This window comes from Achromobacter sp. HZ01, from assembly GCF_003267925.1.
Classification (GTDB): Bacteria; Pseudomonadota; Gammaproteobacteria; order Burkholderiales; family Burkholderiaceae_B; genus Achromobacter; species Achromobacter pulmonis_A.
Genome location: NZ_LWKV01000001.1, coordinates 1,592,872 through 1,605,945 on the forward strand (window position 1 = coordinate 1,592,872; position 13,074 = coordinate 1,605,945).

A 13,074-nucleotide genomic window follows, 5' to 3' on the forward strand; every position below is an offset into this window, starting at 1 on the left:
ACCCGAGTATCGAGCGCGCGAAACCCATCACTTCGCAACAACGCTAACCCGCCTGCTCTTCCTGCGGCCAGTCGCGCAACACCGGCGCGTCCGGCGCACCCGGTCCGTTCTCGCGCAGATGGTCTTTCTGCAACAACGCCATGCGATAGGCGTCCCGATAGGAGCCGTTGGAGAAGAACTCTTCCTTCAGCAGGCCTTCGATGGTGAAGCCGCAGCGCTCGTAGATATGGACGGCGGCGCGATTGTCCTTGTCGACCACCAGATAGACCTTGTGCAGGTTCAGCACGCGGAAGGCATAGCCCACCGCGATGCGGGTCGCGGCCTTGGCGTAGCCCCGGCCCTGGTACGAGGGCGCGATGATGATCTGGAATTCCGCGCGCCGGTGGATGTAGTCGATTTCCACCAGTTCGACCAGGCCGGCCGGCTGGCCGGTGTCGTGCTCGATGATGAATCGCCGCTCGTTCTGGGCGTGCAGGTGGCGGTCGTACAGTGCGACGAGTTCGTCGTAGGCCTCGTAGGGCTCTTCGAACCAGTAACGCATGATGACGTCGTTATTGTTGATTTTGTGCACAAAGTGCAGATCGCCGCGCTCCAGGGGGCGAATTCGGATATCGGATGTGACCGACATGTTTACCTCCGCAAGTCGATCCATTGTATGCCGCGCGCCCTGCCGTCACGGCAGCGCGAAGGCCGGCAGCCGCAGCGCGATGCGCCGCATGACCTCGTTGGCGGCCGACGACAGCGGGCGTCCCAGGCGCAGCAGCGCCTGGCATTCGGGCGCGCTCAGGATCGGATGCTCGATGGGAATGGCGACCAGCTCGCCGCTGGCCAGTTCATGGTGCACGCCGAGATTGGGCATCAGCGTCACGCCCGCGCCGGTCATGGCGTACTGCTTGAGCACGCGCAGCGAATTGGTGGTCAGGCTGGGCGTCAGGTGCACGCGCTCGGTGAATTCCAGCAGGTCCACCGCCTGGCGCAGCCCGTAGGGCGAAGCCATCAGCGCGAACGGATACGGCAGGATGTCGTTGATGGTGAGCGGCGCCCGCCGCGCGGCCAGCGCGTGGCCGCGCCCGGCGACCAGGCATACCGGGTGCTTGCGGCTGGCGCGGCAGCGCAGCCGCGGGTCCACCGGCGGGTTGTAGGCCAGGCCGATGTGCGCGGCGTCGCTGGCCACCGCCTCGACCACCTCGTTGACCGAGCCCACGTCCACGCTGAGCTTGATGCGCGGATGCTCGATGCAGAACGGGCCGACCACGTGCTCCATCAGGCTGTCGATGAAACCCTCGCTGATCATCAGCTGCACGCTGCCGCTCTGCATGCCGCGCCATTCCTGCAGGCGCGCGTTCAGGTGTTCCTGCTGCGCGCGGCAGCCGCGGTAGTACTCCAGCAGCATGTCGGCGGCCTCGGTGGGCGCCAGCCCGCGCGGGCGCCGCTCGAAAAGCTGCACGCCCAGCTCCTTTTCCAGCAGCTGGATCTGGCGGCTGATGACGGAAGCGGCCGTGTCCAGCTTGTCGGCCGCTCCGCGTATCGAACCGCAGGCCACGACCTCGTGGAAGTACTTCAGGCGGACCTGGTTGATTTCCTGCATATCCCCTTGTTCCCCTGCGCTGGCGATGCGCCGCAATGTCCGGGCTTGTGTTGCCCAATAGGCAACGATAATTCATCTTTCCGGTTATTGTCTGCAACGCGTGATCTTCCAATAATGGCGGCGCCGGTGTTCCGGCGCCATCCCCATCCATCGCGGGCGCAGACCCGCGCGAGGAGACATGCAATGCCAAATCCGACCACGCCGGGCGCGGACCCGCGCCTGGCCCCGCTGTACCGCAAGATCACCTGGCGCCTGCTGCCCTTTCTGCTGCTGTGCTACGTGTTCGCCTACCTGGACCGCATCAACATCGGCTTCGCCAAGCTGCAGATGCAGCAGGACGTGGGCATTTCCGACGCGGTCTACGGCCTGGGCGCGGGGATCTTCTTCCTGGGCTACGTACTGTTCGAGGTGCCCAGCAACCTGCTGCTCACGCGCATCGGCGCGCGCCGCACCATCAGCCGCATCATGGTGCTGTGGGGGCTGACCTCGGCCTCGATGCTGTTCGTGCAGGGCGAATGGAGCTTCTATGTCCTGCGCTTCATGCTGGGCGTGTTCGAAGCCGGCTTCGCGCCCGGCATGATCTTCTACCTGACCTACTGGTACTCGCAGTCGCGCATGGCCGGCGTCATGGCGGTGGTCATGCTGGCCGGCCCCATCGGCGGCATCGTGGGCGGGCCGGTGTCGGCCTGGATCATGACCGCCTTCTCGGGCGCGCACGGCCTGGACGGATGGCAATGGATGTTCCTGCTCGAAGGCCTGCCCTGTGTGGCGCTCGGGGCGGTGGCTTTCTATTTCCTGGACGACCGGCCGGCCGAGGCCCGCTGGCTCAGCGCCGAGGAAAAGGCCCTGCTCGCCGCCGACCTGGACACGCGCGGCGCGCAGCAGAAGCACGCCTTCTCGCAGGTGCTGCGCGACCCCGCCATCTACGGCATGGCGCTGACCTACTTCTGCCTGATCTGCGGCATCTACGCCGTGAGTTTCTGGCTGCCCACCCTGCTGAAGTTGGCGGGCGTGCAGGACACGATGGAGATCGGCCTGTACTCGGCCATTCCGTACGTGGCCGCGGCCGTGTTCATGCTGTGGTTCGCGCGCAGCTCGGACCGCATGCAGGAACGGCGCTGGCACACCCTTGCGCCCGCCCTGATGGCCGGGCTGTCGCTGTGCGTGGCCACCGCCGCGCCGACGCAATTCGCGCTTTCCCTGACCGCGATCACGCTGGCCACCGGCTTCATGTGGGCCGCATACACGGTATTCTGGGCCATCCCGTCGCAGTACCTGAAGGGCCAGGCGGCCGCCGGCGGCATCGCCCTCATCAACAGCATCGGCCTCTTGGGCGGCTTCCTCAGCCCCTCGATCATCGGCTGGTCCAAGCAGGTCACCGGCTCGCTGGCGGGCGGCCTCTACGTCATCTCCGCCCTGCTGGTGGCCGGCGCCCTGCTGCTGCTGGTGAACCGCCCGCCCCGTCCCGCGCCCGCAGGCGCCTGAGCTCCAACCCACAGGAAACCCATCATGCACATACTGGTTGCCGGTTTTCAGCACGAGACCAACACCTTCGCGCCGTCGCTGGCCGGGTACGAGAACTTCGTCCGCGGCGAAGGCTTCCCCGCCATGGTGCGCGGCGAGGACATGCTGGCCCTGCGCGAGGTCAATATCCCCGCCGGCGGCTTCATCAACGCGGTCCTGGCCCAGGGCCATACCGTGCAGACCGTGATCTGGGCGGGCGCCAGCCCCTCGGCCCACGTGACCCGCGACGCCTACGAGCGCATCGCCGGCGAGATCCTGGACGCGGCGCGCGCCGGCGGCTACGACGCGGTCTACCTGGACCTGCACGGCGCCATGGTCGCGCAGCACCTGGACGACGGCGAAGGCGAGCTGCTGGCCCGCATGCGCGCCATCGTCGGGCCGGACGTGCCGGTGATCGCCAGCCTGGACCTGCATGCCAACGTCACCGCGCAGATGCTGCAGGCCGCCGACGGCCTGGCCGCGTTCCGTACCTATCCGCACGTGGACATGGCCGACACCGGCGCGCACGCGGCGCGGCTGCTGCAGGCCCGCAACACCGCCGGCCCCGCCTGGTGCCGCAGCGAGCGCCGCCTGCCCTTCCTGATCCCGATCAACGGCATGTGCACGCTGCTGGAGCCGTCCCGCGGCGTCTACGACCTGCTGGCGCAGCTGGAACAGACGCCGGGCGTGGCCTCGATCTCGTTCGCGCCGGGCTTTCCGGCCGCGGACTTCCCGGAATGCGGCCCGGTGGTGTGGGCCTACGGCACCGACCCCGCCGCGGTCGAGCGCGTGACCGAAATGCTCTACCGGCGCGTGCTGGAGCTGGAGCCCGAATGGTCGCCCGACTTCCTGGAGCCGGCCGAGGCCGTGCGCCGCGCGCAGGCGCTGGCGGCCGGCGCCTCGCGTCCGGTGGTCATCGCCGACACGCAGGACAATCCCGGCGCTGGCGGCGACGCCAACACCACCGGCATGCTGCGCGCGCTGGTCGAGGCCGACGCGCAGAACGCCGCGCTGGGCCTGTTCTACGACCCCGAGGCCGTGCGCCTGGCCACCGAGGCCGGGCTGGGCAACCGGGTCCGGCTGAAGCTGGGCGGACAGTCCGGCGTGGCCGGCGACGCCGCATTCGAAGGGGAATTCACGGTCGAGACCTTGTCGGCCGGCAAGCTGCGCTTCGACGGCCCGATGATGAACGGCATGGACGTGGACCTGGAAGGCGTGGCCGGCCTGCGCATCGGCGGCGTGCGCGTGGTGGTCAGCGCCACCAAGTCGCAGATGCTGGACCGCAACCTGTTCCGCGTCGGCGGCGTGCAGCCCGAGGAAATGGGCATCCTGGTGGTCAAGAGTTCGGTGCACTTCCGCGCCGACTTCCAGCCCATCGCGCACGAGGTGCTGGTGGCCAAGGCCCCCGGCCCCATGCAGGCCGACCCCGCCGACCTGCCCTGGACCCGGTTGCAGCCGGGCATGCGCATCCGGCCGCTGGGCCCCGCCTTCTCGTACTGAAGGCCGGCGCCCGCCGGATTGGCGTACGCGCCCGGCGATGGCAGACTGGCGGCATGAAGAAGATCCTCACGCTCGCCTATCCCCGCCTGTCCGGGCCGGACGCCGAATTCATCGAAGCGTTCCGCCAACAGCACGACGGCCAGCACCGGCTGGCCAAGGCGCACTTCACGATGGCGTTCGGCAGCGCCGGCATCGACGAACATGCCTACCTGAAGCACGTGGAAGAAACCGCCCGCGCGGCGCGACCCATCGCCTTCGCGTGCCGCTACGCCATGCTGGCCGGCGACGCGGCGCAGGCCTATGCCTACCTGGTTCCCGACGAAGGCTACAGCCAGCTGTCGCGCCTGCATGACGCCCTGTACCGCCAACTGCTGGCGCCTACGCTGCGGCTGGACCTTCCCTATGTGCCGCACATCGCGGTCGCTTCATCGAGCAACCGCGCCCTGATGAAATCCCTGTGCGACGACCTGAACCAGGGCGACCTGGAAATCCGCGGCTCGGTCGAACGGCTGACCGTGGCGGCGCTGGAGAACAGCGTGCTGACCGACCTGGTCTCGTATCCGCTGGGCGGCTGAAGCGGCCCGGGCTATTTCAGCCGGGCCTGCGGGCTGACGAAATCCTCCAGCGTCAGGCCTTTTTCCTTCAGGATGGCTTCCAGCAGCGGCTGCAGCTTGCCCAGGCTTTCCTGCACGGTTTCGCGCACCGTGTCGACCACCACCTGGGTGCTGCGCTCGATCTCGATATTGACGAAGTCGCCGGCCTGCTTGTCCTCGAACACCGTCATGCGGCGGGTTTCGGGAATCAGCCAGACCTCGAACCAGCCTTCGACGCGATTGACCTCGGATACCGTCAGGCTGGCGCCGTTGATGGCGATATAGCCCTTGGCGAAAACATACTTGCGGAAATCGGCGGGGATGCTGAAGCGCATCAGGCGGTTGGTGTCCGAGGACTGCACCGTCAGCACCTCGGAGGTGAAGTCCACGTGGCCCGACAGCGGATGGCCGCCGATCTCGGCGCCGTCCTTGGCCGCGCGCTCGACGTTGGCGCGGTCGCCCGTGCGCAGGCCGCCCAGCGTGGTGATGGCCAGGCTTTGCTGCATGACGTCGAAGCGGGCCCGGTTCTCGCCCAGCAGCTCGGTGACCGTCAGGCAGACGCCGTCGGTCGAGACGCTGGCGCCCACCGCCAGGTCCACGCAGAACCCGGGCGGAAAATCGAGCGTAAACGTGCGCAGGCCCTCGCGGTCGAAGATCTCGGCGATCTTCGCGGTGCCTTGGACTATTCCTGTGAACATGTGAATCCTGAAGCGGGCGCGGCGGCCCCTGGCAAAACATCAACGTTAACCGATATTTTGCCAGGGACCGCCGCGGCGGCCCTGCGGATTACAGGCTCAGTGCTTGATGGCGATGGTCTTCAGCGTGGTGAAGCCATACAGGGCCTCGAAGCCCTTTTCGCGGCCGTAGCCGGACTGGCGCGAACCGCCGAACGGCAGCTCCACGCCGCCGCCGGCGCCGTAGTTGTTGATGAACACCTGGCCGGCGCGCAGCTTGCGGGCCAGGCGCAGCTGGCGGCCGCCGTCGCGGGTCCAGACGCCGGCCACCAGGCCGTAGAGCGTACCGTTGGCGATGGCCAGCGCTTCTTCCTCGGTGTCGAACGGCATGGCCGCCAGCACCGGGCCGAACACTTCCTCCTGCGCCAGGCGGCTGTCGGACGGCACGTCGCGGAACAGCACCGGCGGCTGGTAGAAGCCTGCCTCGGGCGAGCCTTCCTTGAGCTTGCCGCGCGCGGCGACCTTCATGCCGGCGGCTTCGGCCTCGCTCACGAAGCCGCGCACGCGATCCTGCTGGCGGGCGTTGATCAGCGGGCCCACGTCGAGGTCGGCCGCGGCCGGGCCGGTGACCGTGGCCGCAAAGGCCTCGGACAGGCGCTTGAGCACGGTTTCGTACACGCCGCGCTGGATCAGCACGCGGCTGCCGGCCGAGCAGGTCTGGCCCGCGTTCTGGATGATGGCGCCCAGCAGCACCGGCAGCGCGGCGTCCAGGTCGGCGTCGTCGAACACGATCTGGGGCGACTTGCCGCCCAGTTCCAGCGTGACCGGCACGTGGTTCTCGGCGGCGGCGTGCGCCACCATCTTGCCGGTCTGCGGCGAGCCGGTGAAGGAAATATGGTCGATGCCCGGATGCGCCGACAGCGCCGCGCCGGCCTCGTGGCCGTAACCCGTGACGATGTTCAGCGCGCCGGCGGGCAGGCCCGCCTCGGCGGCGATCTCCGCCAGCTTCAGCAGCGACAGGCAGGCGTCTTCGGCCGGCTTGACCACGCAGGCGTTGCCGGCGGCCAGCGCCGCGCCCACGCTGCGGCCGAAGATCTGCAGCGGGTAGTTCCAGGGCACGATGTGGCCGGTGACGCCGTGCGGTTCGCGCACCGTCAGCACGGTGAAGCCCGGGTTGTAGGGAATGGTCTCGCCGTGCAGCTTGTCGACCGCGCCGGCATAGAACTCGAAGTACCGGGCCACCGCGGCGGCGTCGGCGCGCGCCTGCTTGATGGGCTTGCCGGTGTCGGCCGATTCCAGCTGCGCCAGTTCTTCCTGGCGATCCAGCAGCGCGAACGCGATGCGCATGAGCAGGCGGCTGCGCGCGGCGGGCGCCATCTGGCCCCACTCGCCTTCGTAAGCCTCGCGCGCCACCTTCACGGCGCGGTCCACGTCGGCTTGGCCCGAGCGCGCAATCGCCTCGAACGGCTTGCCATCGGACGGGTTCAGGACATCTATGGTTTCGCCGGTAGCGGCCGCCACCCATTGGTTGGCGATAAAGTTCTTCTGAGTCACGATGTGCGGAGTAAAGTAGCGGCCGGACGGCCGGTTGCGAAATGGTGAGCGATCGGATCGAGCGATCAGATCCCATTATGAGAGCCGCCAAAAACTTGTCAATTGAATTGACAGCCTTTGTCCCAAGAGTCAGGATATTTTTCCGTCATCTCGGGTTATCCCTAACATTCCAACGGCTTAGCACCGCCTCAAACTTGTTATGGCCACTGACAAACCCGATCCGGCGCGCACCCGCGGCGTGCCGATAAGCAACGTGCGCGACCCGCAGCTGGCCTCGCTGCTGGAAGCCGCCAACCGCCCCCGTCCCGAACTGGACGTGCTGGCCGAAGTGGCGTCCGGCCTGGGCTACGTGCGCGCCGAACGCTTCGCCGAGCGCGTCTACGAAAGCCTGTTCTACGCAATCGCCACCGGCAAGATCGCGCCCGGCAGCAAACTGCCCACCGAACTGGAACTGGCCGCCCTCTTCGAGGTCTCGCGCCCCGTGGTGCGCCAGGCCCTGGACCGGCTGCGCGAAGACCAGCTGGTGGACTCCATCCGGGGCTCGGGCTCCTACGTGCGCGCCAAGCCCGACCTGATGGGCGGCATGCCCGCGGTCGACCCGGCCCGCCGGGTCGGCCACATCCTCGAAGGCCTGGAGCTGCGCATGGTGATCGAGCCCGAATGCGCCTACCTGGCCGCGCTGCGCCGCACTTCCGACGACCTGGGCGAAATGGACCGCATGCTGACCGGCTACGAAGAAGCCGACGCCTCCGGCGCCATCGCCCACCACCACGACTACGGATTCCACCGCGCCATCGCCGCGGCCACCGGCAACCAGCGCTTCGTGCAGGTGCTGAAATCGCTGGAATACGACGTCAGCCACGCGGTCAACGTCATGCGCCACCTGGTCCACAGCGAGCCCTGGAAACGCACCCGCGCCGCCATCGACGAACACCGCCACATCTACCGGCTGATCCAGGAACAGGACGCCGAAGGCGCGCGCAACGTCATGCGCGCCCATATCGAAAAAGCCCGCAGCCGCATGCTCAACAGCGGCCCGGAACACTGAGCAGGAAGCCTCACCCATGTCATCGCAACGCACGCCCCTGAACCTCGACCAGCAACTCGTCATCGTCACCGGCGCCAGCCGCGGCCTGGGAGCCGCCATCGCCCAGGCCTTCCTGCGCGAAGGCGCCAGGGTCGTCATCAACTACCTGAACAGCGCCGACCGCGCCCAGGCCCTGGCCGCCGCAGTCCCCGACCGCGCGCTGGCGCTGCAGGCCGACGTGCGCGACCCGGCCGCCGTCGCCGCCCTGGTCGCCCAGGCCAGCGAACATTTCGGCATGCCCGTCAGCACCGTGGTCAACAACGCCCTGCCCGCCTTCCAGTTCGACGGCGACCTGCGCCCGCATGCCGACACGCTGGACTGGAGCCGCATGAACGCGCAGCTCGAAGGCAGCGTGCGCGCCGCGCTCAACACCACCCAGGCCGTCCTGCCCGCCATGCGCGCCGCCGGCGGCGGACGCATCATCAACGTCGGCACCAACCTGGTCCAGAATCCGGTCGTGCCCTATCACGACTACACCGCCGCCAAGGCGGCGCTGCTGGCCTTCACCCGCACCCTGTCGCACGAACTGGGCGCCGACGGCATCACGGTCAACATGGTTTCGGGCGGCCTGCTGCGCACCACCGACGCCTCGGCCGCCACGCCGGACGCGGTGTTCGACATGATCGCCGCCGGCACGCCGCTGCGCGAAGTCACCACGCCGGCGCAGTTCGCCGACGCGGTGCTGTTCTTCGCCAGCCCGTGGTCGCGCGCCGTCACCGGCCAGAACCTGATCGTCGACGGCGGCCTGGTGAAGGGATAAAACGGAACCGGCCGCGTGAAACCGGCTTGTGGACGCTATGCCTGCAGCCGGCGGGCGCTGATCTCGCCGGCGGCGTAGCGGATGCCCTTGAGCGCGGCGTCCTCGCTAATGAAGGCCGAATCGCCCACGCCGATACGCGTCCATTGATGATGCGGCGCGGTCCGTACCCACGCCTCGAAACCCTGGCGCGCCGCCAGCGGCCGCAGCTCGTATTCGAGGCGATAGCCGTTGAGCCTGATCACACCTGTAGTCATAGCCGACTCCTCCGCCTCTCAGCTCCGGCCCGCGATGCCGCAGGCGCGCATGATGGAAGTTCCCGAAGCAGCCATGGCCCCCTGTGGATCATTCTCCGCCCGCACCACCTCCGTGACGCGTTGACCGTCGACCATCCATCGCCGCGCGATGCTGATCACGTCGGTGAACTCGGGCCGCGGCCCATCCAGCAGCCAGCCGACTATCGGAACACCGGGAGAAACCGTTTCCAAATCAAGGCATTTCATGCCGCTCTCCGTTCAGGGAACCCTAGCAGCGTAGCCATTGATTGAATCTTTAAGTATTAGGAATGCGCAAAAATTTGAACATTTTGTATGTTCATTGCATTTTTGCCGCCCATGACAGCGGGCGGAGGGGGCGACATACCTGCTCACATATCGGGACCGCACCACCCCGCGCAAGCCGGCACGGTATCATCCGACGTGATCCGGGAGCCGCAATTCCCGCCGATGGCCAAAGCGCCGCAACAACAAACGGTCTACGCGAAAAATGAAATTAGCCACCTGGAACGTGAACTCCCTGAACGTCCGCCTGCAGCAGGTGCTCGACTGGCTCGCCGCCAATCCGGTCGACGTGCTGTGCATCCAGGAACTCAAGCTCACGGACGACAAGTTTCCCGAAGCCGCCTTCACCGAAGCCGGCTATCACGCCGTCTGGGCCGGGCAGAAGACCTACAACGGCGTGGCCATTATTTCGCGCGTGCCCGGCACCTCCATGGAGCGCAACATCCCCGGCTACGAAGACCCGCAGCAGCGCGTGCTGGCGCTGACCTTTCCCGGCCCCGAAGGCGACGTGCGGGTGGTCTGCGCCTACTGCCCCAACGGCCAGTCCGTGGGCTCGGACAAATACGCCTACAAGCTGGAATGGTTCGAGGCCATGCGCAAATGGCTGGCCGAGGAAATCAAGCAATACCCCAGGCTGGCGGTGCTGGGCGACTACAACGTGGCGCCCGCCGACGAGGACGTGCACAACCCCGAGAAATGGGAAGGCCAGGTGCTGGTCTCGGAACCCGAGCGCGCCGCCTTCCGCGCCCTGCTCGACCTGGGCCTGAACGATTCCTTCCGCCTGTTCGAGCAACCCGAGAAATCCTTCAGCTGGTGGGACTACCGCCAATTCGCCTTCCGCCGCAACGCCGGCCTGCGGATCGACCACGTCCTGCTGTCGGCCCCGCTGGTCAAGCGCTGCGTCGCCTGCGCCATCGACAAGGAACCGCGCCGCAACGAACAACCCTCCGACCACGCCCCGGTCGTGGCCACTTTGGAATTCGTCTGAACTTGATATCGCCATCCCGCTTGCACGCGGGCTTGGCTTTATGTATAGTTGCGGTCTTGCTTTTGGGGCGGTAGCTCAGCTGGGAGAGCGTCGCGTTCGCAATGCGAAGGTCGGGAGTTCGATCCTCCTCCGCTCCACCAAATTCCAGACGAAAAGCCTTGGACACACGCTAAGTGGTCCAAGGCTTTTTTGTTTGCGCTGTCGGGCCTTGGCGCCTGCGCGCTATGCAAACGGGTTTCGCAAGGAAAGGCGGCTTTCGTAGACCTGGCCGTGGTTCATGTCTTCGGTATAAAGCGTCTGGCATCCGGCTCCGATGGCCGCCGAAGAAGCAGGCCTTCCGCCCGATCGGCTTTGGCGGTATCGGCCGACAGCAAGCACAGCACGACATTGCTGTCCAGAAAGTCCCTGCCCTTAGCCGCGCTCGTTGGCTTCATTTCGGTCGAACCTGAAGTCGGCGGGCAACTTGCCGCGAAAGGCGCGCAGCCGCTCGAGCAGCGCTTCGGCGCCGGGCTTCTTGCGGATCCCGAAGGTCCGGGGCGCGTCCACGGCGATCTCGATTTCGATATCGTCTCCCTCGCGCAACTCCAACGCCTCAACGATGCTGGCGGGGAGACGAACCGCCAGACTCCTTTCTTAGATATACAAAAAATTGTATATCCAGACAGCAGGCCGGCAACATGATCACATAAAAGATCAAGCCGCTCTAACTTCGTTAAGCAGATCAGGGTGCTGATCCAGCAGCTTGAGCAACTTGACCAAAGCCAGCGGCGGTTTGGTCTTACCGTTCTCATAGCGTGAGAAGGCATTAACGCCACCGCCAAAGATTTCAGCAGCCTCACGCTGGTCAAGGTGCAATTTCTTGCGCACACGAGCAATGAAGTTGGGATCAACGATGGAAGCATTCACCTGCTTATTGAATTGCAACATCAATTCGCTGGTGCGTGCCGATTCGTCCATTCCCAAAACCGCCTCGCCGCATACCGGGCAAAAGTCGCCCGTGATCGCTGAAATAACGGTGGTTTCACCCTTGTAGGTATAGGGTAGGTCGCGGGTGTCGTGGATCAGTTCTGCCGCGCCGCAAGCAGGACATTTCATAGTCATAGCTCCTTGAAGGACACGATCAGCACGTCATCAATGACCGTCAGCTTCAGGTACACGTCGCCCGCCTGCGTGCTCGGCCGGTAGACGTCCTGCCATACTTTGTAATCGGCATGGGTGGTCATGCTCTTGTAGAAGTCCGCTGACGTGAGTGCCATCACCACGTCCAGCATTTCTGGGATTCCAAACCCCACTTGCGCCGCACCGCTCACTGCCGAATACGTGGTGCGAACCTTGCCAGCAGCCACCAGAGCTTTAACGACCGGCAGCTTGCAATGTGGGGTTCCTTTCTCCATAGACCAATCCTAACCTAGTAGGTTTATTTTAGCAAGTTGGTTAATGAGCTGAGCAACGGCGTCACCATCGGCGCCCATCCGTCCCAGTAACCGAATCAGGCCAGCAGATCGGCGCGAGCCTATGCGGTCCACTGAGGCCTGGCACGGCGCCTCCGATCGATCAGCGCCTGCGCTCCGCAACATCCCCGAAGAGGTGCACCGCGCCCTCCGTGCTCGCGCGACCACGCATGGCCGCAGCACCGAGGCCGAGGTTCGTAGCATTCTGGAGCAAGCGGCCCGGCCCGAAGGACGCGTAAAGCTCGGTTCTCTGTTGGCGTCAATCGCGCGCGAAGCCGGCGGCTTGAACGATGTCGAGGCGGAGGCCATCAATCGCGTCCGCGACAAGACGCCCGCCGACCCGCTGCGCTTTGAATGATTGTTCTCGATACCAACATGATTTCGGAATTGTGGAAGGCCAGCCCCGCTGCGCAGGTGTTGGCCTGGATGGACGCCCAGGCGATCGAAACGCTCCATCTTTCTGCCATCACGGTCGCTGAACTGCGGTTCGGCCTCCGCGTCATGCCGGATAGCAAACGGCGAACAATATTTCTAGAGCGCCTGGAACACGCGCTGCTGCCGCTTTTCGCCGGCCGCATCGTCCCGTTCGATCTGGACGCATCGCGCGCCTATGCCGAACTTATGGTGCGTGCACGCAAGGCCGGCAAGACTATCGGCTTGTCGGATGGCCGCATCGCCGCGTCGGCGATGGCGTGCAGCCTGATCGTGGCCATGCGCGATGTCGCGCCGTTCGAGACCGCCGGTCTTGCCGCCATCAATCCGTGGAACGAACCTCACAGCCCAGGCCAACCGTAAACGCCGCAGCGCGCCGAGTCCCAG

The 13,074-nt window shown here is 66.1% G+C and carries 17 protein-coding genes, 1 tRNA gene and 1 pseudogene; 9 read left to right on the forward strand and 10 right to left on the reverse strand.

Going from position 1 to position 13,074, the window contains the following annotated elements:
- Positions 1 to 43: 43 nt before the first annotated feature.
- A complete protein-coding gene (speG, locus tag A6B37_RS07400) occupies positions 44 to 628 on the reverse strand; it encodes a spermidine N1-acetyltransferase (protein ID WP_102770818.1) in 585 nt (194 codons plus the stop codon).
- A gap of 45 nt (positions 629 to 673) precedes the next feature.
- Positions 674 to 1,588, reverse strand: coding sequence for a LysR family transcriptional regulator (locus tag A6B37_RS07405; protein WP_111825337.1), 915 nt, complete (start codon positions 1,586 to 1,588; stop codon positions 674 to 676).
- A gap of 183 nt (positions 1,589 to 1,771) precedes the next feature.
- Here A6B37_RS07405 and A6B37_RS07410 point away from each other — a divergent pair, with 183 nt between their 5' ends.
- Genes A6B37_RS07410 through A6B37_RS07420 form a run of 3 tightly spaced genes read left to right on the forward strand, consistent with a single transcriptional unit; the run spans position 1,772 to position 5,166 of the window.
- Positions 1,772 to 3,073: an MFS transporter gene (locus A6B37_RS07410; protein ID WP_111825338.1), complete on the forward strand. Its 1,302-nt coding sequence runs from the start codon at positions 1,772 to 1,774 to the stop codon at positions 3,071 to 3,073.
- A gap of 24 nt (positions 3,074 to 3,097) precedes the next feature.
- The gene (locus tag A6B37_RS07415; RefSeq protein WP_111825339.1) at positions 3,098 to 4,591 is read left to right on the forward strand and encodes a M81 family metallopeptidase; all 1,494 of its coding nucleotides are present in this window, start codon (positions 3,098 to 3,100) and stop codon (positions 4,589 to 4,591) included.
- 53 nt (positions 4,592 to 4,644) lie between these two features.
- A complete protein-coding gene (locus tag A6B37_RS07420) occupies positions 4,645 to 5,166 on the forward strand; it encodes a 2'-5' RNA ligase family protein (RefSeq protein ID WP_111825340.1) in 522 nt (173 codons plus the stop codon).
- 11 nt (positions 5,167 to 5,177) lie between these two features.
- Here A6B37_RS07420 and A6B37_RS07425 read toward each other — a convergent pair whose 3' ends face one another.
- Positions 5,178 to 5,882 carry a riboflavin synthase subunit alpha gene (locus tag A6B37_RS07425; RefSeq protein WP_111825341.1) on the reverse strand — a complete coding sequence of 235 codons (705 nt, stop codon included), beginning with the start codon at positions 5,880 to 5,882 and terminating at the stop codon, positions 5,178 to 5,180.
- A gap of 96 nt (positions 5,883 to 5,978) precedes the next feature.
- Complete coding sequence (locus A6B37_RS07430) at positions 5,979 to 7,412, reverse strand: aldehyde dehydrogenase family protein (protein ID WP_111825342.1); 1,434 nt, start codon at positions 7,410 to 7,412, stop codon at positions 5,979 to 5,981.
- A gap of 244 nt (positions 7,413 to 7,656) precedes the next feature.
- Here A6B37_RS07430 and A6B37_RS07435 point away from each other — a divergent pair, with 244 nt between their 5' ends.
- Together A6B37_RS07435 and A6B37_RS07440 are read left to right on the forward strand one after the other, a co-directional pair.
- On the forward strand, positions 7,657 to 8,460 hold the full coding sequence (locus A6B37_RS07435) for a FadR/GntR family transcriptional regulator (RefSeq protein WP_102771794.1): 804 nt from the start codon (positions 7,657 to 7,659) through the stop codon (positions 8,458 to 8,460).
- Positions 8,461 to 8,476: 16 nt separating this feature from the next.
- A complete protein-coding gene (locus A6B37_RS07440; RefSeq protein ID WP_111825343.1) occupies positions 8,477 to 9,259 on the forward strand; it encodes a 3-oxoacyl-ACP reductase in 783 nt (260 codons plus the stop codon).
- Positions 9,260 to 9,294: 35 nt separating this feature from the next.
- Here the strand turns inward: A6B37_RS07440 and A6B37_RS07445 are convergent, their stop codons facing one another.
- The gene (locus A6B37_RS07445; RefSeq protein WP_146196854.1) at positions 9,295 to 9,513 is read right to left on the reverse strand and encodes a hypothetical protein; all 219 of its coding nucleotides are present in this window, start codon (positions 9,511 to 9,513) and stop codon (positions 9,295 to 9,297) included.
- An 18-nt stretch (positions 9,514 to 9,531) separates the two neighbouring features.
- Positions 9,532 to 9,759: a hypothetical protein gene (locus A6B37_RS07450; protein ID WP_102770809.1), complete on the reverse strand. Its 228-nt coding sequence runs from the start codon at positions 9,757 to 9,759 to the stop codon at positions 9,532 to 9,534.
- Positions 9,760 to 10,021: 262 nt separating this feature from the next.
- On the opposite strand from A6B37_RS07450, the gene xth reads away from it, so the two are divergent.
- Both xth and A6B37_RS07460 read left to right on the forward strand, forming a co-directional pair.
- Positions 10,022 to 10,804, forward strand: coding sequence for an exodeoxyribonuclease III (gene xth / locus A6B37_RS07455; RefSeq protein ID WP_111825344.1), 783 nt, complete (start codon positions 10,022 to 10,024; stop codon positions 10,802 to 10,804).
- A 64-nt stretch (positions 10,805 to 10,868) separates the two neighbouring features.
- Positions 10,869 to 10,944, forward strand: a tRNA-Ala gene (locus A6B37_RS07460).
- 82 nt (positions 10,945 to 11,026) lie between these two features.
- Here the strand turns inward: A6B37_RS07460 and A6B37_RS26215 are convergent.
- The 4 genes and pseudogenes from A6B37_RS26215 to A6B37_RS07480 form a co-directional block, all read right to left on the reverse strand.
- Positions 11,027 to 11,238 (reverse strand): annotated as a pseudogene (locus A6B37_RS26215) (hypothetical protein).
- Positions 11,216 to 11,428 (reverse strand): AbrB/MazE/SpoVT family DNA-binding domain-containing protein, encoded by a 213-nt coding sequence (locus A6B37_RS07470; RefSeq protein ID WP_111825345.1) that lies wholly within the window; start codon positions 11,426 to 11,428, stop codon positions 11,216 to 11,218. The pseudogene A6B37_RS26215 and the gene A6B37_RS07470 overlap by 23 nt, the downstream one beginning before the upstream one ends.
- Before the next feature lie 69 nt (positions 11,429 to 11,497).
- Positions 11,498 to 11,899: a type II toxin-antitoxin system MqsA family antitoxin gene (locus tag A6B37_RS07475; RefSeq protein WP_111825346.1), complete on the reverse strand. Its 402-nt coding sequence runs from the start codon at positions 11,897 to 11,899 to the stop codon at positions 11,498 to 11,500.
- Between the two features lie 2 nt (positions 11,900 to 11,901).
- The gene (locus tag A6B37_RS07480) at positions 11,902 to 12,198 is read right to left on the reverse strand and encodes a type II toxin-antitoxin system MqsR family toxin (RefSeq protein ID WP_111825347.1); all 297 of its coding nucleotides are present in this window, start codon (positions 12,196 to 12,198) and stop codon (positions 11,902 to 11,904) included.
- Between the two features lie 121 nt (positions 12,199 to 12,319).
- Between A6B37_RS07480 and A6B37_RS07485 the strand changes: the two genes are divergently transcribed.
- On the forward strand, positions 12,320 to 12,613 hold the full coding sequence (locus A6B37_RS07485; RefSeq protein WP_111825348.1) for an Arc family DNA-binding protein: 294 nt from the start codon (positions 12,320 to 12,322) through the stop codon (positions 12,611 to 12,613).
- Positions 12,610 to 13,050 carry a type II toxin-antitoxin system VapC family toxin gene (locus A6B37_RS07490; RefSeq protein WP_111825349.1) on the forward strand — a complete coding sequence of 147 codons (441 nt, stop codon included), beginning with the start codon at positions 12,610 to 12,612 and terminating at the stop codon, positions 13,048 to 13,050. The genes A6B37_RS07485 and A6B37_RS07490 overlap by 4 nt, the downstream gene beginning before the upstream one ends.
- The last annotated feature ends 24 nt before the right edge of the window (positions 13,051 to 13,074 follow it).